Genomic DNA, 20691 nt, shown 5'->3' on the forward strand with positions numbered 1-20691 from the left:
TTTAAACTTGCTGCGAAAATATTTGACCGAGAATAATTCCTGTCGCCATCGATACATTAAGACTTTCGGTAGATTGTTGCTTGCCGAATCTTGGGATGGTGACAATATCAGTCAGTAATTGTTCAACATTAGGACGCATACCATTCCCTTCATTACCTAGTACCAAACTAAATTTTGATGGGAATTTTTTTTTATAGATACTTTCACCCTGCATATCGGTCCCGATAATTGGATATTGATAGGTTTTAAGATAATCTTCCAACTCCACATAACACACGTTAACTCTAGTGAAAGAACCCATGGTTGACATCAAAACTTTCGGGTTATGAAGATCCACAGTATCTTGACTACAAACGATTTGTTCGATACCAAACCAATCCGCCAATCGGATAATTGTGCCCAAATTTCCAGGATCTTGGACACCATCTAATATTATTTGTCGGTCTTTAGAATCGTCGATTTTTGCAGTTTCTAGTAAGCAGACCGCTATGGAGTCTTTAGGGTTTTGTAAAAAACTTATCCTCCTAAGTTCTCTTTCATTAATTTCAAAAATATCGACATTTTTGAATAAACTTTTCAATTCTTCAGGCTTTGTAGAATAAATTTCTAAAATTTTAACACGAGAATTCGCAAGTTCTTTAATAATCTTGTTACTCTCAACCAAAAACAAATTGTATTTTTGTCTAAATTTCTTTTTGTCGAGAGATTGTATTATTTTTATTTTATGAGAAGTAAGCATTTTCGAAAATATTCCCAAAAGTATTATATATTTTGTTTATCAGCAAGTCTGATGTTGTTATTGCTGTATGCATGTAGCACAACAAAGAAGGTCCCAGACGGCGAATACTTGTTGACCAAAAATGAATTCAAATACCAAGATGGGAAAATCCTAAGTGATAAAATTCCAACTTTTGCAGCACAAAAACCTAATAAGAAAACTTTTTTCTTGTTTCCTTTAGGTCTTCTTGCCTACAATGCGGCCAATCCTAAATACGACAGTATTCTTAACGAGTATATGACTTATCCTAATGAAATGAGAAATCAAAAACTTCGTGATTCTCTTTTCATAAAATATAATCATCCAGAGTATGTTGGCAGAAATCTATTTTGGAACAGATTTTGGCACACAGTTGGCGAAAAACCAGTTATCTATAGCGATGGTAAAACTAAAGCTAGTGTTGAGAATATCCAAAACTTCTTAGTCTACAAAGGTTATTGGGATTCTGAAGTTACACACTCTGTAAAAAGAGATTCGGCTGCTAAAAAAGCGGAGGTTAAATATAACATCATCCACAGAGATCCGACTTTTATTAAAGATTATTATTACAATATCACCGATTCGGGCGTTAGAAACATTTACGAAAGAGACATTAAAAAAAGTCTTATTAAAAAAGGAAATATTCTCGATCAAACCGTTCTTGAAGATGAAGTAAAACGCATCACGCAATTGATGAAGGACGAAGGTTATTATAAATTCAATGCGTCTGGAGAACAAATTTATTTTACAGCTGATACACTTTCTAGTCGCAAAGATGTGCCTGTGACAATGGATATCCACAAAGACACGTTGGATGGTGGATTTATTAAACCTAAAATTGGCAACATAGACATTGCTGTTGTCGACAACATTAAAGAATACGAAGAAAAAAGTATTCATAAAGACAGCTTGCGTGGCATCAATATTTATAGAGCTGACACGACATCTTACAAACTCCAATCGCTTTGGCTTCCAATCATATACAAACCTGGCGATAATTATCAGCAACGTGATTTTGATGTAACCAAACGTAACCTAATGGCTATGAATAACTTTACGATTCTACAAGCCATTGATGGTCTACGTAATGAAGGCACAAATAAGCAAAACGATAGCTTAATTGATGTTCGATATATTCTAAAGCCGATGCCAAAATATGATTTTAAAGTCGGAATGGATTTACACTATTCTGAAATTTTAAACTTTGGTTTTTCTCCATCTTTAGAATTAACCTCTCGTAATGTTTTTAAAGGTGCAGAAAACTTAAACATTAGTTTTTCCGGTATTATTGGTACAACAAAAGATCCGAAAAAAGATAAGGCATTATTTAATGCTTACGAATTGTCAACACAAGCGTCGTTGCAAATTCCTCGATTGTGGGTGCCTTTCAAACGTTATTGGAAAGTAATCCCAAAAAGATACTCACCAACATCAAGTATATTTTTAGGCGCAGCAATCCAAAATAATATTGGATTAGGACGTATCAATTTTAATACTGGTCTTAGCTATTATGCCAATGTTAATGATGTTGTTTCGCATAAGTTGACTTTATTTAATACCCAATTCAGTTTTACGCAAAACAAAGAAAACTACTACCAACTATTCTTAGCAGACAACGATATTAGGCAACAAGTTTTCGATTGGTATTTTGTGGAACATCCTAATATCGCAACACAATACAACAATGGTCAAATTGGTATTGATGATGTTTCTAGAATTATTATTCGTGATAATATGTTCCAAAATGGATTAGACCAAACGCAGACTGACACATTTAACTCTTATCGACAATCGCTTGCCAACAAAGACAGACAGACGCAAGACGCTGTCATCTCTTCGCTTATTTACAACTTCATGTATAACGAAATTGGTCAAAAAGCTTACAAAAATCCATTCTATTTTAATGGAAAATTTGAAGTTGCAGGTAATGTACTTGGACTTTTTACTAAAACAACAACGCAAGATGGCGTCATCGGAAATGATACTAAAACAATTTTTAAAATCCCATATTCTCAGTTTGTAAAATTTGATTTTGATTTTAGAAAATACTTCACATTTTTCCAAGATAAAGCGCAACCTCACACGTTAGCCATTCGACAATTTATTGGGATTGGCTTCCCATATGGCAACTCTAACAACATGCCATTTATCCGTTCCTATTTCAATGGTGGATCCAATGACATTAGAGCATGGGTCGCTTTTGGAGGTCTTGGCCCAGCAGATTCGCAACTTGACGAACGCGTAAGATCTTATGCGATGGACAATGTTAAATTGACGACAAGCATCGAATACCGATTACCGATTAATAAGATGTTCGAAGCCGCACTTTTTACAGATGCTGGTAACATCTGGGGATTAAAAGATAATGGATTTGGAGATCAGTTTAAGTTCAGTAAATTCATAAGTCAAATGGGTGTTGGTAGCGGATTTGGACTTAGATTAAACGTTGCTTACATTAAGTTCAGATTAGATTTGGCTTACAAAATGTACGATCCCAACCAACCGGTTGGCGAGCGTTGGGTGATGATGAAAAATAAGCTTCTCCGACCAACTCTCAATTTTGCATTTGGATATCCATTTTAACAATGTAAAACTTTCGTCAATTGGTGAAAGTTTTAGGTTTTTAAAGAAATTACAACACTAAATAATTAATTAACAAGCAATTAAAACTCTTATTAAAAACATTAAATAAAAGCTAAAAATCTTTCTTTTTGTTAAGTTTTTTTATACTTTTGTAATAGTTAGAATTTATCAAACTCGATGCTATCAGAATTAGAAAATAATTTCGTGCAATTAGAAAAGAAAATCGCTAAGTTGCACAAGACACATATCAGTTTATTAAACAAATATGTTGAGCTTTCTAAGGACTATAAGCAATTGCAGGAGGAATTTGATGAAGAGAAAAAAAGAAATCGAGTTTTAGAAGAAGAGCAAAAAGATTTAAAACTTTATTCAGCTATAAGCGGAAATGCAGATCATAATAAATTGATGAAAAATCACCTAAATAAATTGATAAAAGAGGTAGATTTTTGTATTGCAGAGTTACGAAACAGTGGATTATAAGATATGGATATTAGAAGAATTACCATCAACATAGCTGGAAGAGTCTATCCTCTTAACGTCCCCGCTGCCGAAGAAGAAACCCTACGTAAAGTCGGGAAACAAATTGAAACGATGATTAAGGAATTTGAGGCGAATTTTGATGTGCGCGACAAGCAAGATGCTTTAGCCATGTGCGCATTAAAATTAGGAACCAACGCCGAAGTGCACTTAAACAATAATGAAAAGAATTTAACAAATACCAATGACCGTTTGACAAAAATCAACCAGTTATTGGAAGAATTGGAGGACTAAAATCTTCCAAATATACAAGCTGCCTACAATAATTCTAACACAGCAGGTAAACTCAACGCTAAACAATTGCCGAACGAATGTTCATTAGATGGCGCGCTGCCTTGTCGCAGATTACAGATAATGAAAAACAGTTCAAATCGTGTTGATTAGGAGTTTACTCTTAATAATGGATTGTTGTAGGTTTTTTTATGTTTAAAAATTTAAAAATAAATTAAATAACTCACTATAAATTATGATTGCAACCTACATTACTATCGGTATAGTTGCTTTGGTCATAGGTGCGGTTTTAGGAATTATGTATTCTAAAAGCTCACTAAATTCTAAAGGAAAATTCATCCTAGAAGATGCCAAAAAAAGTGCCGAAACTATCATAGAAAAAGCTAACACACAGGCTGAAACTATTAAAAAAGAAAAACACCTACAAGCCAAAGAAAAATTCTTGGAACTAAAATCGGAGCACGACTCTAACATCCAATCTCGCGAAAAGAAAATGCAAGAGATTGAGAAAAGAATCAAGGATAAAGAACACAAACTAAACGAAGAACTTAGCAAAGTTGGTCGTCAAGAAAAAGACCTTGAAAAACAACTTGCTGACTACTCGAAAAAGCAAGAAATCGTAGAACGTAAACAACAAGAGTTAGACGCTGCAACAGCTCAAAAAGTTGAAATGTTAGAAAAAATATCTAACTATACAGCAGAAGAAGCTAAAGAAGAATTGGTAGAAGCCATGCGTGCTGAGGCTAAAACAAGAGCACAAGCTTACGTCCAAAACATTATGGAAGAAGCGCAGCTTAATGCCAAAACTGAAGCTAAGAAAATCGTTATCCAGACGATCCAAAGAATCGGAACCGAGCAAGCTATCGAAAATTCAGTTTCTGTATTCAACATCGAATCGGACGAAATTAAAGGTAGAATCATCGGACGCGAAGGTCGTAACATCCGTGCGCTAGAAGCTGCGACAGGTGTTGAGATTATCGTTGATGACACGCCAGAAGCGATTCTATTATCATGTTTCGATCCTGTAAGAAGAGAAGTTGCAAGACTTTCACTTCACAGATTGGTAACTGACGGCAGAATCCACCCTGCTCGTATCGAAGAAGTGGTACAAAAAACGCAAAAACAAATCGAAGAAGAGATCATCGAAGTTGGTAAAAGAACCATCATCGATCTTGGTATCCACGGGCTTCACCCAGAGTTGGTAAAAATCGTTGGACGTATGAAGTTCCGTTCTTCTTACGGACAGAACTTGCTTCAACACTCTCGTGAGGTTGCAAACATTGCAGCAACAATGGCTGCCGAACTTGGTCTTAATGTCAAACTAGCCAAAAGAGCTGGTCTATTACACGATATCGGAAAAGTTCCTGAGCAAGAATCAGAACTTCCTCACGCATTATTGGGTATGCAATGGGCAGAAAAATTTGGTGAAAACGCAGAGGTTATCAACGCCATCGGAGCGCACCACGACGAGATCGAAATGACATCTCTTCTATCGCCGATTATCCAAGTTGCGGATGCTATTTCTGGAGCAAGACCTGGTGCAAGACGCCAAGTTTTAGAATCTTATATCCAAAGACTGAAAGATCTAGAAGCTGCAGCACTTAGCTTTGACGGTGTGTCTAGCGCTTATGCGATCCAAGCTGGTAGAGAGCTTCGTGTGATGGTGGAAAGTGCAAAAGTCAATGACGAAGTGGCGCATCAATTATCTTACGATATCTCGGAGAAAATCCAAAACGAATTGACTTATCCAGGTCAAGTGAGAGTTACGGTGATTCGAGAAACGAGAGCGGTTAACATCGCAAGATAGTTTTATCAAAATATACATTAAAAGCTAGGTCGTAAGACTTAGCTTTTTTATTTGGGCGGCATCTCGGGCTATTCAGGGGTTTCGTCTTCAGAAGCCAAAGCTTTTGCCATGCTTTTCTTCAGACCACTCCCTGCGGTCGCGCCCTTACTATCCCGGCCGCGACTACTAACCCCCAAAAATAATTACAAAACAAAAAATCCTATCGATCGAAAGGATTTTTTCTATGATTAAATTACATAAGACCTTAGTTTTCCAGTAATAATTCAAAAAACATAATACTAAACAAATATTGCTTTTAAAAGATATTTTTTGTATTTCAGAAATAACAATCATATTTTATGATAACGATAGAGTTTTTAGAATTACTAAAATTTGCTGAGGAAAAAAGAACAATTGAAGTTTATTCAGAGTTTTTAGAACTTGTTGATAAAATAAAAGATAATCCAAATTTGGAAATAAAAATTACTATCCCAAAAGATATAGTCAAAGATTAAATAACATTTAAAAATACAAAATAATGGTCACAAATCGCGCCCCGGATGGAACGGCATGTTGGAGCTCGCGCCGCAGGCGCGGGCAAATGTGGTGGCGCAGCGCAGCGACTAGTGACAGCCGGAAATGGTGCCCAAATAAAAAAGCTGCTTCCGAAGAAACAGCTCCTTATTTTATGTTTTTATAGTTGATTACTCAACTACATTTTGAGATTTTTTGTTCTTATAAAACCATCCAATACCTAACAAACTCAGAATCGCAAAAATGCCAACACTCGCATACGAGAACATTTTGCCTTTTTCGATGACTTCTGGCTCGAATTTCATGCTGATTTGGTGCTTGCCCGCGGGAACATAAACCGCTCTCAGAAGGTAATTAGCTTTGATGTATGGGACCTCGGTCCCGTCGATCATCACCTTCCAACCATGCGGATAATAGACTTCTGAGAAAACCGCCAACTGAGGTGTTTTGGTCTGAGCTTCAAACTCTAAAGCGTTGGCTTCATAAGTTTTTAACTGGATAAAAGCCGTAGAATCTGCTTGTAAATTTTTCCCGCTAAGATAAGACTGATCTTCTTTTCCGATGATTGCAATCTTTTTGGTATCGATATCGCCAATCGATTTTAATTCTTCGTTTGGAGAATTCGCAACTTTGATGTCCGACACAAACCAAGCGTTACCATTCGCATCTGGATTTGGATAACTGATTGGTTGATTTTGGTCACCACCAACAAAGTATTTTGCATTCAGCATATTAAGAACGCGCGGCATTCTGATGCTATCTGTTTGATAAAAATAAGCATTGATCAAATCATCGTAGCGTCTTAATTTAACCGCGTGATAACCGCCAACAGAAGATTTGAAATACGATGTATTGGTTTCGCTAAACGTCCCTAAAGTTGTATTAAAAATTCTGAAATGTGATTGATCTTTTGCTGCAATTGTTTCTAAAACTTTATTGACTTTATCTTGTTGAAGAAGTCCTTGGATGTAAGGATTATCCCCAGCTTTATCCATTAGATATTCCGAATTTTCGGTTTGGAAAGGATTTTGAGCAAATGTCTTATCAGCGAAGTTTCCGTCATTCAGATAACGTTTGTTAACCGTCCACAAGTCGAAGAAACTTACTAAACCAATAATAATTAAAGTGACATTAACCGCCAATTTCTTTTTGAAACTTAAATACATTGCTCCAGCTGTTATAGCAACATAAAGCATGGCTTTAAGCGCATCCGTTTGGAACATTTTGAAACGTTCGTCAACCAAATAACTTAATAAATCTGGTTGTAAATATACTTTTTCATTATCGGTATGAAATCCTAAAATTGCCTTACCTGCAAATAACAAAATTAAAGTTACGCCCAAAACGCCTCCAGTCGTATACATTAAGACTTTTTGTTTGTATTCGTCAGTTAGTTTTTCATCGGTGAAGAATCGATACAAACCAACAATTGCAATTAACGGAAACAATAATTCGACAACGACTAATATCGAAGACGGTGCACGGAATTTATTATACATCGGAACATAATCGATAAATAAATCTGTCAAGAATCCAAAATTACTTCCCCAAGCTAATAGAATTGTTAAAACGGAAGCGCCAAAAATCCAATATCTATACTTTTTCCAAGCGAAGAAAAAACCTAGTAATGCTAAGAAACAGACAACTGCCCCTTGATATGCGGGACCAGAAGTTCCTGGTTGGTCGCCCCAATAAGTTGGACTTACAAAACCTTTCATAAATTGATTATGTTGTGCTTCGCTTGTCACGTTAGATTGATACCATTCTTGGATGTAAGCCATCACCTTGTCAGAGCCTTCTTCTTGACTTGCACCTCCCATTAGTCTTGGGATAAATAAGTTCAAGGTTTCTAATTTACCATAACTCCAAGCTGTGATGCTTTCGCGATCCATTCCAGATTTTCCAGAAGTATGTCTGTCAGAATCTAAGATTTGTTTTCCTCTAACAGTTTCTTTTACGTATTCAGCATTCGCCATGATACGTTGAGAATTCATCCCAACACCTAACACAAACGCCAAAGCTAAAACTCCGGAAGAAATCCCAAAATGCTTCCACGTAATTTTATGTTGGTACGCTCTCACCAATTCCGAAAGGAACAAAAATCCTAAAGCCAAGAATAAATAATAGGTCATTTGTGGGTGATTCGCACTGACTTGTAAGCCCATAAAAATGGACGTCACAATAAAGCCTAGCAAATATTTTTTGCGAACATAGACTAATAATATTCCTGCCAAAAGAGGTGCGAAATAAGCGATGGTGTGGACTTTACCGTTATGCCCAGCCGCAATAATAATATAAAAATAGGTTGACAATCCGAAGAACGTTGCTCCCAAAAGTGCATACTTCCAGTTGCGTGTTGCCACAATTCCTAGAAAGAAAAAGCCTGCAAACAGCAAAAATATATAGTTGGCTGGCTTTGGCAAAAACATAAAAACATCGTCTAACTTTTTGATGACGTCTCCACGGAACTGCGCTCCGGTTTGATAAGTTGGCATCCCCCCAAACATCGCATCACTCCAATAGGTTTCTTGTCCATGCTCAGCGCGATAGTCCAATAATTCTTTAGCACCTCCTTTATAATGCACAATATCAGGCTGAATCATCTCCTTGCCTGACATTATTGGGTTGGCGTACAATACAGCAATTAGCACAAAAATGACGAGACTAACCGCCGCAAAAATCAAATTCTTATTTTTCATATATAATTTGAAATTGGTCGTTGTTTTTATTTCTTTTCTTCTTTTACTTCTTCAAAATCTACGGTTTCGGCGTCCCAGTTTACTTTTTCTTTTAGCTTTTTCTCTTCGCGATTCGACTGCTGACTTTGCTGTTGATTACGAGGATTGAGCGTTGGAAAATTTTTGTAAAACGAATTAAAAAAAATCCTTTTTAAAATATTCCATACAAAGAAAAATATAATGGTTCCTAAAACCAATTCTATTACAAACTTCATAATATTAAAAAATACATATTTAACTTTACTAAAAAAGACCAAGCCTAAGCTTGGTCAAACTTACTTATATGAAGGATTAATGATAATTGACGATGTAGAAGCCTGCGACATGCTTTGACTTTTCTTACCGTCAGAGATCGATTCCTTTTGATTGGTTTTAATGCTGATATTCTGATGCAAAATCCAACCCGTATTACTATCAAAAATAATTTTTCCTGTTTGCGAACCGCCCAAAGACATCGTATGTGTAATACCTTCTTTAGACTGTTTGTCCGATTTTGTTGGGATACTTCCATTAACCGAAATCTCCGCCTTACCGCCTTCAACTTTTGTTAAAGCGTAAGTTGATGTTAGTTTCAAATCACCACCTGGGATAATATCTTCCGAAGCCGTCCACTTCTCTCCTATTTTGACACCTTTTGATGGGATTATTTTAAGATTCTTCTCAAATTGTTCTTTAATAGTTGCTTCGTTAAATCCTTTTTTGAAATTGCCAACAATCTCAGTACGTTGTTTTGCATCTTTAACGAGACCAGACAAAGCTGTCGAAATTTTAGTATAAATTGGATCAAAACCTGTCACCGAAATTATTTTTCCGTTAACATCCATTTTCATTGCCAGTTTATTCCCTGTAATCGCTTTGTTAATCGTGTACATCCCTTTTAGTTGCTCCTCTTTTGGGGCAGCAGCTTTAGTATCCGACACAACCGTTTTTCCGTTAGCACTTGTACTATTTCTTTTAGCAACAAGATTAACCGAAAGATCATAAACATTATCTTTAAAATCGTTAACCGTAATTGTCATCTCGTCTGTAGATTCTGATGTACCAGAAACTGCTTTACCATCTGGTGTTGACACATTTTGGATGTCTCTTTGGTATGCTATTAACGGATAAGTTTTTCCTGTTTCTAAATAGAATTTTTGTTTAAAAATCCCAGCACTATCGACAATTGCTGCTTTGATTTCCTCCTCTGCGGGCACTTCCACCGTTACAGTTTCAGTTTTTCCTGTTTCTGGATTAACTTTAGTAATTGTTTTAGTATTTTCTTTTTTACAAGCTACTAGTGCAACTGTAAACAAAGCTATTCCTAATATCTTTTTCATCAATTTATTTTTTGAACTAAATAAAGTTCGTGTTTATAATGTTTTTGTTAATTTCTGTCTCATCGCTTCGTACAACATCGCACCACAAGCCACTGAAACATTAAGCGACTGTGTTTTACCTTCGATAGGAAGTTTTATTTTTTCATCGCTATGATGCAGAACTTCTTTCGAAATTCCTGTTTCTTCGTTACCCATTACAATTGCGCAAGGTTCTGTAAAGTCCACATCATAGAGCAATTTCTGAGCCTTTTCTGTTGCTGCAAATACTGCTACACCGCTTTGTTGCAGATAATCAACGGTATGCGCCAGATTTTTTTCTTTACAAATTTTAATATTATAGATCGCACCAGCCGAAGTTTTGATAGCATCAGAGTTAATTGGAGCTGCACCTTTCTCAGGGATTACAACCGCATCAACGCCCACACATTCTGCTGTTCTACAGATGGCGCCAAAATTTCTAACGTCAGTTAATCTGTCCAAAATCAAAATAAATGGTACTCTTCCCTCTTCAAAAATTTGAGGTAAAACATCTTCGATACTATGAAAAGGAACATCCGAAATAAAAGCTACAACACCTTGGTGGTTTTTTCTAGTAAAACGGTTCAGCTTCTCTATTGGGACATAATTAGGACGAATTTTATGCTTCGCTAATAAGATTTTTAGTTCTGCATAAATTGGACCTTGCAAAGCATTTTGTACAAAAACTTTATCAATCGTTTTGCCCGCTTCGATGGCTTCTATCACTGGCCTTAGCCCAAATATAAAATCGTCTTTCATTTAATAATAAATAGTTTTTTAATCAATAACAAACACTTTGTATTCGTCATTTTCTGTATTGAATCCGAGTTCTTTCACTCGGCGTAATTCTTCAAAATCTCTCGTCGGAAAGTTGTCATCGAACTGTTTTGTTACAAAGAATTTCCCTTTAAGTTTAACAGGAGTTTTCTTCACAAATTTGTCTCGAACGTCTTCCGAAAAATCTGGCCCTAGTTTCTTTTTGGAGTCTACGTAAAAGCAATGTTCTATCAACTCATTTTTATCAACATACTTTTTAAAATCCTCCAATCTAACAAAATTCGGAAGTTTTTTATCCGGCCAAGTTAAATAGATTACTTCTAGCGTTTCGTTCTTTTTACCAACTGCTTGATAATATTTGAAACGTTCTGGCGTCTTCTCTTTTTTACTCACAATCGTCCATGACTGACTACTCAGCATCATAAAAACTATTGTAAAAATGTAAAGAATCGGCCTCATAGTTTTAGCTTAATCTTTCACCAAGAACTGCACGTTTTTGCGCCAAAATATAACCGTAATGCAAACTTTCGTGCATGTTGTTAAATATAATCGCATCTTGAATTGTTTTTAGATCAATACCAAAACTTGTTGAATATGGGGTGTAATCTGTGAAAAATTCAGCGTCATAATCTTTCATCAAAACTTTTGAAGTTTCAATTAAAAGAAATGATAAATCTTCCATTTCTGTGTTTTCCACATCCATCTTTGCAAAAGTCCCCTTTTTATATTGCTCTACCCAATATTTATCAATACGGAAAGCATTACCACTCAAATAATAATGAAGTAGTTGCTGTGTTGCCACGCAATGCGCAATATTCCAATAGATATTATTGTTAAAACCATCGGGGATCAATAATAAATCTTCCTTTGGCGTGTCTTGTAATATTTCTAAAAGGTTTTTTCTAACCTGACGATGCGCCGAAAAATGATAATTCATTTTAAGTCAATTTTTTAAATTTCAAAATTACTTCAATTATACGAATGTGACAAATGAGAAGCATCTAAAAACAAAGGATTTAGACCTGTATTTTAACATTTAAAACACTTTTTTTTTAATATTCTTTTATAACATAAATCTTTACAAGAATCTCGAAGATTTTTGCAATAAATATTTTTAACAAATATTTAACTCATAATTGGCATTTCTTATGTTGACTAATGCTCGGATTTATGAGACCTTTACCGAATAATTTAAACGAATTATGTCAGAACTGAACCAATCAGAAGATATTAAAAATTTAATGGAAAAAGTAAAAGAACAAAATTACTTTTTCAACCTACTAAAACAAGAAATCAATCGCGCTATTATCGGGCAAGAATATATGGTAGACCGTCTATTAATCGGATTACTTGGCAATGGCCATGTCCTTCTAGAAGGTGTGCCAGGACTTGCAAAAACTTTAGCGATAAAAACACTTGCCGAAGCGGTACATGGACAATTCTCGAGAATACAATTCACGCCAGATTTGTTACCCGCAGATGTTGTTGGGACGATGATTTATAATGTTAAAGAAAATGATTTTTCGATAAAAAAAGGACCTGTTTTTGCGAATTTCGTTTTGGCGGATGAGATTAACCGTGCGCCAGCAAAAGTACAATCAGCACTTTTGGAAGTGATGCAAGAAAAGCAAGTAACCATCGGCGATGAGACGATGCAATTACCAAAACCTTTTTTAGTTTTAGCAACACAAAACCCAATCGATCAAGAAGGAACTTATCTTTTACCAGAAGCGCAAACCGACCGTTTTATGCTAAAGTGTAAAGTCGATTATCCCGAATTAGAAGACGAGCGAAAAATCATGCGTATGATTTCCACTCAAGATATTCCGACAATTCGTCCAGTTGTTTCTTTAGACCAAATTGTGGAAGCTAAAAAATTAATCAACCAAATCTACCTTGACGAGAAAATCGAAAAGTATATTTTGGACATGGTTTTTGCAACGCGTTATCCAGAAAAATATGGTTTAGCAGATCTTAAAAATCTTATCAATTTCGGTGCTTCGCCAAGAGCAAGTATCAACCTTGCTATCGCTTCGCGCGCCAATGCTTTCATCAAAGGAAGAGCTTTTGTAATTCCTGAAGATGTTAAATCTATCGCAAAAGATGTGTTGAGACATCGTATTGGTTTAAGTTTCGAAGCGGAAGCCGAAGAAGTATCACAAGACGAAATTGTTGACAGAATATTATCCAAAATACAAGCTCCTTAACTCAATTTACAATCTTAGATTTTAGAATTAAGATTTACTAAGCATTCCTATATTAACAACAATGGAAATAAAAGATATTGTCAAAAAGGTAAAACAAATCGAAATCCGTACGCGTAAGAAAACGGAATCCAGTCTTATGGGGCAATATCACAGCAATTTCAAAGGTCAAGGGATGACGTTTTCGGAGGTTAGACCTTACCAATTTGGTGATGATATCCGCCGAATCGACTGGAATAAAACGGCACGTTTCCGCGAGCCTTTTATCAAGGTTATGGAAGAAGAACGGGAGTTGACAATGATAATCATGGTTGACATTTCGGCTTCCATGGATTACGGAACGCAACATGGACTAAAGCGTGACTTTGTTGCTGAAGTTGCGGCTTCACTTGCTTTTTCCGCAGTTGGTAATAATGATAAAGTTGGATTAATCCTTTTCGCAGATAAAGTTTACAAAGTGGTCCCTCCAAAGAAAGGTCGCAAACATGTTCTTTCAATTATAAGTCATATTTTGACCGCCGATTATGTACCCTCAAAATCCGATTTGGATGGTGCGCTCAATTATATGATGGGCGTTTTTAAAAGGAAATCTTTTTTGTTTTTGTTTTCCGATTTTCAAGATGAATTCGATCAACGTGTTTTGTCAGTTGCTTCGAAAAAACATCAGCTTTTAGGATTAAGAATTTATGACCAGAAAGATCAAGAAATACCAAATGTCGGTTATGCGTTATTGCAGGATTCGGAAACGGGACAAGACGTTTGGGTCAACACTTCCAATTCTCGCTGGCGGTATGAGTTTGCAGAACATCAAAAACAAAAATTCAGACATTTGCAGGAATCATTTGAGAACAGCGCTGCTAGCTTGATCAACATGACAACCAACGAAGATTATAGCAAATTTTTGTATCAATATTTTCAGAAAAAATAGTTTAACCTCAAAACAGAATTTTAGGCCTTGAAATATTTCAAGTTTTCATATATCACGATTTTAGCTTTTTTAAGTCAAATTTTATTTGGACAAACGCTTTCCTCTAATCTTAGCAACACGACTTTAGCTTTGGGAGAAGTTGGCGAATACAAATTAAAAATCGATAATCTACAAGGTAAAGAAGTCGTCGTAGCACCTAAAAACGAATTGCTTCCTTTTCATTTTGAAGTGGTTAGCGACAGTATTTCGAAACAGCAAAACGAGTATTTTCGAGTTGTAAAATTTCAAATTTTTGATGAAGGAACTTTCAAAATTCCTGCTTTAGACATTAAAATCGGTGATCAAATTCAGAAGACGATTCCTTACGAAATCGAAGTCATCAACACCGCAAAAAAAGACGATGTCATCAACGACATTATGAAAAACAAACAAGTTGATCTTGGCATTAAAGATTATTGGGAGCTATACAAATTCTATATTCTTGCGGCTTTGGTCGTTATTGGGATTATTTTCTTGATTGTTTATTATATTAAATATGGACGAAAAGTAAAAGGCAGTCCGAAAGTGTTGACCAACCAAACGCTTAAAGATCTTGACCGTCTCAAAAAGAAAAACTACATCCAAAATGGCAATTACAGAATGTATTATGTAGAGTTAATCGACATTACACGAGAGTTTTTGACCAAACAATATAAAATCCCAGCCAATGTTTTGCTAACCGATGATCTTATCGATTATATGAAAACTAGCAATATTATTTCGGAACAAAACGAAAAAATTATTGAAGATATTTTCCAACGTGGCGACTTGGTAAAATTCGCTAAAACAATCCCAAATAGCGACATGATGGAGAAAGATTTTAATGATATTAAAACAATGGTGCAACGCTCTACCAAAGATGTGGAAGCCGAACAACTAAGAACTATGAACTAACTGCGCAAGCGACTTTAGAATAATGAATTTCAATTTTGAATTTTATAGCCCTTGGCTGTTGTTACTTTTTTTGGTTTTTGTACCCTTAATCATTCTAGATTTTGGACGAAAAAAACCGAAAGGCATCAAAGTTCCAACAACGCAAGCGATGCGTCCGGCAGGTGGTTTAGGATTGATTATGGCATTTTTAAGATTTTCAAAATATTTGATTTTGTCAGCCTTGATTATTGCAATGGCACGTCCACGGACTTTCACCATAACCGACGACCGCGACGAGACCAAAGGCTTAGATATTATGCTAACAGTAGATGTTTCGTTAAGTATGTTAGCAAAAGACTTAGATCCTGACCGACTTGAAGCTTTAAAAAAGATAGCTAAAAACTTTGTTAATCAACGTCCGAATGACCGTATTGGTTTGGTTGCTTATTCTGGCGAAGCTTATACAAAAGTCCCGATGACGACCGATCATCAAGTTGTTAATGACGAAATATCCGAACTTAGTCCCACCGAATTACAGCCCGGAACGGCGATTGGCGAAGGATTGGTTGTAGCTGTTAACCATTTAAAAGAGTCGAAAGCGAAAAGCAAGATCATTATTTTGATGACCGATGGCGAGAATAATGTCACGAATGCGACACCGCCAGAAATCGCGGCAGAACTTGCTATAAACAATGGTATTAAAGTCTACACCATTGGTATCGGAAGTCGTGGTTATGCGCTTTTCCCAACAGCTACAGATATTTTCGGCGATATTGTTTTCACTGAAAAAGAAACTGATTTGGATGAAAATCTCCTAAAAGAAATTGCAAATCGAACTGGCGGAAAATATTTCCGAGCAACCTCGAATGACAGTCTACAAGAGATTTATAACGACATTAATGGTTTAGAAAAATCAGATATTAAAACTTCAAAACTTTATCAATATCAAGAATATTTCCGAATTTTCCTTTGGATTGCTTTAGGGATTTTATTGTTCGATATTATTTTGAGATGGTTTTTGTACAAAATATTGAGCTAGACAGATGGATTTTTATTTAGATAATTATTGGTACGTTCTACTTTTCCTTTTACTTCCAGTGATTGGATTATTGCTGTTTAGCTTTATTAAATGGAAAAAAAAGAAACGCGAACTTTTTGCAGAAGCTCAATTCAGAGATCAATTATTTGCTAAAACAAGTAGATTTTCGAAGCTATTTCCAGGTTTATTTTTCTTGGCGATTTTATTTTTAATTTTTGCAATGATTGATCTTCTAGGAGGTAAACAAGAAATAAAAACGCAGCAAAAAATGAACAATGTTATATTTTTGCTCGACGTTTCCAACTCGATGAATGCGCAAGACATCCAACCGAGCCGTCTACAACAAGGCAAAGATATTATCATTAATAGTTTTCCGAAAATGAATAATGATCGTGTTGGGATTATTGTTTTTGCGGGTGAAGCTAACTCGATTATGCCTTTAACAACCGATTATAACGCTGCTGAATCTTACATCACGGGCATCGAAACCAGCGTTGTACAAACACAAGGCACCGACTTTTTGAAGGCGATGCAAATGGCGGTTAAAAAATTCAAATCCATACCAAAAGGTGCGAGAAAAGTTGTAATGATCAGCGATGGCGAAAACAATGAAGAAAATGAATCTGCAGCTATAAAACTGGCTAACCAAGAAGGCATTATCGTTTCGACAATTGGTATTGGCGGCGAACAAGGTGCGCCAATTCCGGAATATTACTACGGACAATTGATGGGTTACAAAACCAATATGTCGGGTGAAACCGTCATGACCAAATTGGAAACAAAAGCTTTAAAAAATCTTGCATCCAGCACAGACGGAAGTTATATCGATGGCAACGACTTAGAGTCTGCGGTTGCCAAACTTTCTGATGTTTTGAAAAAGTCAACAAATTCTAACACTTCATATATAAGTTCTCAATCTGCAGAACATTATTATCAATACTTTTTAGGCGTTTCGATTGCGCTGTTTTTACTCATTTATTTATTTAATCCAAAGCGAGATTTAAATATTTAAAAACGGTATTTCGCCTCTTAGCTAGAACAAGTCTAAATAGCAAACTAACAATTCTCCCAAAATATACTATTTATCGGCATATTTAACCCATTTTAACGTTTTAAGAATGGGTTTTTAACAATTAAAGAAATAATTTTGCAGTTATGAATATGAAGTTGATTCTCAGTCTTTTGTTTTTTATAATTCTTGGCCAATTTGGTATGGCTCAGGAAGGTTACAAAACACTTGTATATGAAGGCAATAGACAATTCGACAAAAAAAACTATGATGCTTCTTCTTCCAAATTCCTGGAGGCCGCTAAACTAGACGACAAAAACTTCGACGCACATTACAACCTTGGTAATGCTTTGTACAAAAAGAAAATGTATGAAGAAGCTAAAGCTGAGTTTCAAAAAGCGGAACAGAATGCAAAGAATAAAAATGATAAAGCTGCAGCACAATATAATCTTGGTAATGCAATGATGCAAACCGAGAAAATGGATCAAGCTGCTGAAATGTATAAAAAAGCTTTAAAAAATGATCCTTACAACGAAAGCATTCGTAAAAATTATGAGATTGCAAAGCTGAAAGAAAAAGAAAAAGACAAGAAAAAAGATCAAAACCAAGATAATAAAGGCGGCGATCAGCAAGATCAAAAACAACAAGGCGGACAAAATAACAAAGGTGACCAAAAAGGCAATCAGCCAAATGGATCATCTAAAGATCAACAAGAAAAAGGTGAAGGTGCAGGCGACAAACAATCTACGCAAGAACCAAAAGAAAACGGAAACAAAATTCCGAAAGATATAGAAAACGCTATTTTAAATAAAGTACAGGACAGAGAGAAAGAAACTGCACGACGAATCCTTAACAAGGATGCAAACTCTATCCCACAGTCCAACGAGAAAGATTGGTAATGAAGCACATTTGGTTTTCGTTTGTTTTAAGTATTTTCTCGACCATAACTTGTTATGGTCAAGTCTATATTTCGTCCGAAACCAATGTTAAAGAAACCACTACCAATGATGTTATCAGCCTCACGATTGCGGTAGAAATAAGTGGTGAAGACCAAGTACAAGAATCGCCAATCAAACTTCCGGACTTCCAAAGATTCGATGTTTTAGATTACAATTCTGAACAAAATACAATTATTGATCCTGTTAGAAAAGTTAGGGTTAACCAAATGGTTTATCAATTTTTACTACAACCAAAACAATCTGGTTCTATCAAAATTGGTTCAGCTCTGGTTAAGGTCAATGGCAAAATGTACAAATCTGAGCCATTTGACATTTTGGTAAGAGACGTTTCTAAACGTATACCAGACAACACTCGTAATCTTGCTAGCCAAAATAATCAAACTTACCTTAATGTAAAACTTGACGATCACGAAGTCTATAAAAATCAACCTGTTGTTGCAACTTTGTCAGTAATTACTCGTGACGTCGATAATTTTAGAAAAGTTAAAAATATACAAACGCCGAAGAGCGGTAATATCCTAGTGCAACCAATCAGCTTAACACGTTCTGATATTGAACAAGATTCAAAATCTGGTCTGTTATCGCAAATTGTTGGTATTTATATTATTTTCCCAAAAGAAGCTGGGTCTGTAGAAGTGCCTGCTTTTACGGCAGAGATTGTGGATCAGGGTGCTACAAGACTTACATCCAACAGAACCAATATCTCTGTTAAACATTTACCAGCCGGCGCTCCAGAAGATTTCAACAATTTTGTTGGTAACTTCAGCATCGATATGACAAATGTCGAAAGTCTACCTCAACCAATAGAAATTAACAAACCTCTTGATATTGTTGTAAAACTTATCGGTCGCGGAAATCTATCGGCGCATAATATGCCGAAAATTATTCCGACGGAAGACTATGATGTTTTCCCTCCAAAGTTGGTGAAAAATCTAAAAGTTGAGAAAGAAGGCATCGTTGGTGACATCGAAGCGCATTATGTTATTGTCCCTAAAAAAGCAGGAAATATTGCCATTAAAACCGAAAAAATGGCTTTCTTTAATCCTGAGAAAAAGCTTTATAAAGACCTTGGCGAAAAGTCAATTGTAATACGTGCAATGACATCTTTAGAAATAGAAAATGCTAAATCTACAATGCAAAAAGTTAACGAATATACCAACACTGTTTTGGATAAAGTTAACACGCCAGTTTTGCAAACAGAAACATTAAAACTATCCGAAAATAAAGGCATGAACTGGCAAGTTATTTTCGGAAATTTAGCTTTAATAGGCGCGATGGGAATGGTAATCTATTTGGTTAGAAATCGTTATCAAAAGAAAAAATTAGCAAGTATTATTAAAGAAGAGCAACTGAAATCGAGACCAAAGATTACAACAATCGAAGAGACTGAAGCTTTATTAAGAAGTAAATCTTCTCTTAACTTGACAAGTCACTTTAATTATCTTGAAAATCTATTAATTCAAAAAAAATATTCGGAATTTTTTACTGAGTTTGCAAATCTAGAAGCAGAGGTTGATGCTAAATCAAATCAAAAATTTGGACATCCATACGCTCATCATTTAAAACAGACAAATGAAAATGTATACCAAAAATATACTTTACTAAAAGACTCTCTTAACACTGAGAAGTATTCGCCAATCATTAACGGAGAAAAATTAGATTATATTTTGGTACAAAGTAAAGAGGTTTTTTCAGCAATTGAAAATTAAACAAAAATATTTCATAATTTTGCGAAAAATTAAATTTATATACCTGTGAATTTTTTTGAACATATCTCTTGGAAAGAAACCTTTACGTGTTTCATGGTTTTGTTTGCGGTTATCGACATCATCGGATCGGTACCAATTATCGTTTCGTTACGTCAAAAGTTTGGTAAGATAGAAGCCGAAAAAGCTTCTATTGTTGCGGGAATTATCATGATTGCGTTTTTGTTTATCGGAAAAGAGATTCTAAGATTTATTGGCGTTGACCTCAACTCGTTCGCGATTGCTGGTGCTTTTGTCATCTTTATTATCGCTCTTGAAATGATCTTGGGCATCGAAATCCAAAAATCGTCACAAGCTAATGCCGCATCGATTGTACCAATTGCTTTCCCGTTGGTTGCAGGCGCAGGAACATTGACGACAACACTTTCTCTAAAAGCAGAGTTCCACGAGATTAATATCATTTTAGGAATTATCCTTAACACGATTTTGGTATACATCGTTTTGAGAATTGCACCTTGGATCGAAAAGAAAATGGGTGAAGGATCACTACAAATTTTACAAAAAGTTTTCGGAATTATCCTTTTAGCAATCTCTATTAAATTATTTACTGCTAACTTTGCACAGCTTATTCAGAATTACGTACATTTTTAAAAA

Annotated in this window: 20 protein-coding genes; 13 read left to right on the forward strand and 7 right to left on the reverse strand. The window is 35.5% G+C overall.

Translation table 11 applies throughout. From position 1 onward, the window contains the following. Nucleotide 1: 1 nt before the first annotated feature. Entirely contained in the window at nt 2-739 is a 738-nt protein-coding gene (locus RT037_RS07500; protein WP_313029561.1) for an RNA methyltransferase, read from the reverse strand. On the opposite strand from RT037_RS07500, the gene RT037_RS07505 reads away from it, so the two are divergent. From RT037_RS07505 to RT037_RS07525, 5 genes are all read left to right on the forward strand, one after another. Next, nucleotides 725-3340, forward strand: a complete 2616-nt coding sequence (locus RT037_RS07505) for a BamA/TamA family outer membrane protein (protein WP_313029564.1) — start codon at nt 725-727, stop codon at nt 3338-3340. The two genes, RT037_RS07500 and RT037_RS07505, sit on opposite strands and share 15 nt — an antisense overlap. 204 nt (nt 3341-3544) lie before the next feature. Continuing rightward, nucleotides 3545-3820, forward strand: a complete 276-nt coding sequence (locus RT037_RS07510; RefSeq protein WP_313029566.1) for a hypothetical protein — start codon at nt 3545-3547, stop codon at nt 3818-3820. A gap of 3 nt (nt 3821-3823) precedes the next feature. Then, the gene (locus RT037_RS07515) at nt 3824-4111 is read left to right on the forward strand and encodes a cell division protein ZapA (protein WP_079665886.1); all 288 of its coding nucleotides are present in this window, start codon (nt 3824-3826) and stop codon (nt 4109-4111) included. A gap of 232 nt (nt 4112-4343) precedes the next feature. After that, nucleotides 4344-5915: a ribonuclease Y gene (gene rny / locus RT037_RS07520; RefSeq protein ID WP_313029568.1), complete on the forward strand. Its 1572-nt coding sequence runs from the start codon at nt 4344-4346 to the stop codon at nt 5913-5915. A 338-nt stretch (nt 5916-6253) separates the two neighbouring features. Then, nucleotides 6254-6409, forward strand: a complete 156-nt coding sequence (locus tag RT037_RS07525) for a hypothetical protein (protein WP_313029570.1) — start codon at nt 6254-6256, stop codon at nt 6407-6409. Nucleotides 6410-6598: 189 nt separating this feature from the next. Here RT037_RS07525 and RT037_RS07530 read toward each other — a convergent pair whose 3' ends face one another. The 6 genes from RT037_RS07530 to RT037_RS07555 are packed head-to-tail and all read right to left on the reverse strand — an operon-like array spanning nt 6599 to nt 12217. After that, complete coding sequence (locus RT037_RS07530) at nt 6599-9127, reverse strand: YfhO family protein (protein WP_313029573.1); 2529 nt, start codon at nt 9125-9127, stop codon at nt 6599-6601. A 26-nt stretch (nt 9128-9153) separates the two neighbouring features. Then, on the reverse strand, nt 9154-9381 hold the full coding sequence (locus tag RT037_RS07535; RefSeq protein WP_313029576.1) for a hypothetical protein: 228 nt from the start codon (nt 9379-9381) through the stop codon (nt 9154-9156). Between the two features lie 60 nt (nt 9382-9441). Beyond that, complete coding sequence (locus tag RT037_RS07540) at nt 9442-10485, reverse strand: DUF6263 family protein (protein WP_313029580.1); 1044 nt, start codon at nt 10483-10485, stop codon at nt 9442-9444. A gap of 33 nt (nt 10486-10518) precedes the next feature. Then, nucleotides 10519-11262, reverse strand: coding sequence for a 23S rRNA (guanosine(2251)-2'-O)-methyltransferase RlmB (rlmB, locus tag RT037_RS07545; protein ID WP_313029583.1), 744 nt, complete (start codon nt 11260-11262; stop codon nt 10519-10521). An 18-nt stretch (nt 11263-11280) separates the two neighbouring features. Further along, the gene (locus RT037_RS07550) at nt 11281-11739 is read right to left on the reverse strand and encodes a hypothetical protein (RefSeq protein WP_313029584.1); all 459 of its coding nucleotides are present in this window, start codon (nt 11737-11739) and stop codon (nt 11281-11283) included. Between the two features lie 4 nt (nt 11740-11743). Beyond that, on the reverse strand, nt 11744-12217 hold the full coding sequence (locus RT037_RS07555) for a DinB family protein (protein ID WP_313029585.1): 474 nt from the start codon (nt 12215-12217) through the stop codon (nt 11744-11746). A 265-nt stretch (nt 12218-12482) separates the two neighbouring features. Here RT037_RS07555 and RT037_RS07560 point away from each other — a divergent pair, with 265 nt between their 5' ends. From RT037_RS07560 to RT037_RS07595, 8 genes are all read left to right on the forward strand, one after another. Next, nucleotides 12483-13487, forward strand: a complete 1005-nt coding sequence (locus RT037_RS07560) for a MoxR family ATPase (protein ID WP_313029587.1) — start codon at nt 12483-12485, stop codon at nt 13485-13487. Between the two features lie 61 nt (nt 13488-13548). After that, nucleotides 13549-14412, forward strand: a complete 864-nt coding sequence (locus tag RT037_RS07565; protein WP_313029589.1) for a DUF58 domain-containing protein — start codon at nt 13549-13551, stop codon at nt 14410-14412. Nucleotides 14413-14439: 27 nt separating this feature from the next. Continuing rightward, the gene (locus RT037_RS07570; protein WP_409529548.1) at nt 14440-15345 is read left to right on the forward strand and encodes a hypothetical protein; all 906 of its coding nucleotides are present in this window, start codon (nt 14440-14442) and stop codon (nt 15343-15345) included. A gap of 22 nt (nt 15346-15367) precedes the next feature. Next, nucleotides 15368-16363: a VWA domain-containing protein gene (locus RT037_RS07575; protein ID WP_312323187.1), complete on the forward strand. Its 996-nt coding sequence runs from the start codon at nt 15368-15370 to the stop codon at nt 16361-16363. A 4-nt stretch (nt 16364-16367) separates the two neighbouring features. Next, nucleotides 16368-17375, forward strand: coding sequence for a VWA domain-containing protein (locus tag RT037_RS07580; protein WP_313029592.1), 1008 nt, complete (start codon nt 16368-16370; stop codon nt 17373-17375). 149 nt (nt 17376-17524) lie between these two features. Then, nucleotides 17525-18271 carry a tetratricopeptide repeat protein gene (locus RT037_RS07585; protein WP_313029595.1) on the forward strand — a complete coding sequence of 249 codons (747 nt, stop codon included), beginning with the start codon at nt 17525-17527 and terminating at the stop codon, nt 18269-18271. Continuing rightward, complete coding sequence (locus tag RT037_RS07590; protein ID WP_313029596.1) at nt 18271-20040, forward strand: BatD family protein; 1770 nt, start codon at nt 18271-18273, stop codon at nt 20038-20040. Before RT037_RS07585 ends, RT037_RS07590 begins: the two co-directional genes overlap by 1 nt. A gap of 45 nt (nt 20041-20085) precedes the next feature. Then, nucleotides 20086-20688, forward strand: a complete 603-nt coding sequence (locus tag RT037_RS07595) for a MarC family protein (RefSeq protein ID WP_312323258.1) — start codon at nt 20086-20088, stop codon at nt 20686-20688. Nucleotides 20689-20691: the final 3 nt, after the last annotated feature.

The sequence above is a fragment of the Soonwooa sp. genome (assembly GCF_032062245.1).
Lineage (GTDB): Bacteria > Bacteroidota > Bacteroidia > Flavobacteriales > Weeksellaceae > Soonwooa.

Bases quoted from the DNA above. Each gene is read 5' to 3' on its own strand.
- RT037_RS07505 (WP_313029564.1), top strand. From the start codon at position 725: ATGAGAAGTAAGCATTTTCGAAAATATTCCCAAAAGTATTATATATTT.
- RT037_RS07500 (WP_313029561.1), bottom strand. From the start codon at position 739: ATGCTTACTTCTCATAAAATAAAAATAATACAATCTCTCGACAAAAAG.
- RT037_RS07515 (WP_079665886.1), top strand. From the start codon at position 3,824: ATGGATATTAGAAGAATTACCATCAACATAGCTGGAAGAGTCTATCCT.
- rny (WP_313029568.1), top strand. From the start codon at position 4,344: ATGATTGCAACCTACATTACTATCGGTATAGTTGCTTTGGTCATAGGT.
- RT037_RS07525 (WP_313029570.1), top strand. From the start codon at position 6,254: ATGATAACGATAGAGTTTTTAGAATTACTAAAATTTGCTGAGGAAAAA.
- RT037_RS07530 (WP_313029573.1), bottom strand. From the start codon at position 9,127: ATGAAAAATAAGAATTTGATTTTTGCGGCGGTTAGTCTCGTCATTTTT.
- RT037_RS07535 (WP_313029576.1), bottom strand. From the start codon at position 9,381: ATGAAGTTTGTAATAGAATTGGTTTTAGGAACCATTATATTTTTCTTT.
- RT037_RS07540 (WP_313029580.1), bottom strand. From the start codon at position 10,485: ATGAAAAAGATATTAGGAATAGCTTTGTTTACAGTTGCACTAGTAGCT.
- rlmB (WP_313029583.1), bottom strand. From the start codon at position 11,262: ATGAAAGACGATTTTATATTTGGGCTAAGGCCAGTGATAGAAGCCATC.
- RT037_RS07550 (WP_313029584.1), bottom strand. From the start codon at position 11,739: ATGAGGCCGATTCTTTACATTTTTACAATAGTTTTTATGATGCTGAGT.
- RT037_RS07555 (WP_313029585.1), bottom strand. From the start codon at position 12,217: ATGAATTATCATTTTTCGGCGCATCGTCAGGTTAGAAAAAACCTTTTA.
- RT037_RS07560 (WP_313029587.1), top strand. From the start codon at position 12,483: ATGTCAGAACTGAACCAATCAGAAGATATTAAAAATTTAATGGAAAAA.
- RT037_RS07565 (WP_313029589.1), top strand. From the start codon at position 13,549: ATGGAAATAAAAGATATTGTCAAAAAGGTAAAACAAATCGAAATCCGT.
- RT037_RS07575 (WP_312323187.1), top strand. From the start codon at position 15,368: ATGAATTTCAATTTTGAATTTTATAGCCCTTGGCTGTTGTTACTTTTT.
- RT037_RS07580 (WP_313029592.1), top strand. From the start codon at position 16,368: ATGGATTTTTATTTAGATAATTATTGGTACGTTCTACTTTTCCTTTTA.
- RT037_RS07585 (WP_313029595.1), top strand. From the start codon at position 17,525: ATGAAGTTGATTCTCAGTCTTTTGTTTTTTATAATTCTTGGCCAATTT.
- RT037_RS07590 (WP_313029596.1), top strand. From the start codon at position 18,271: ATGAAGCACATTTGGTTTTCGTTTGTTTTAAGTATTTTCTCGACCATA.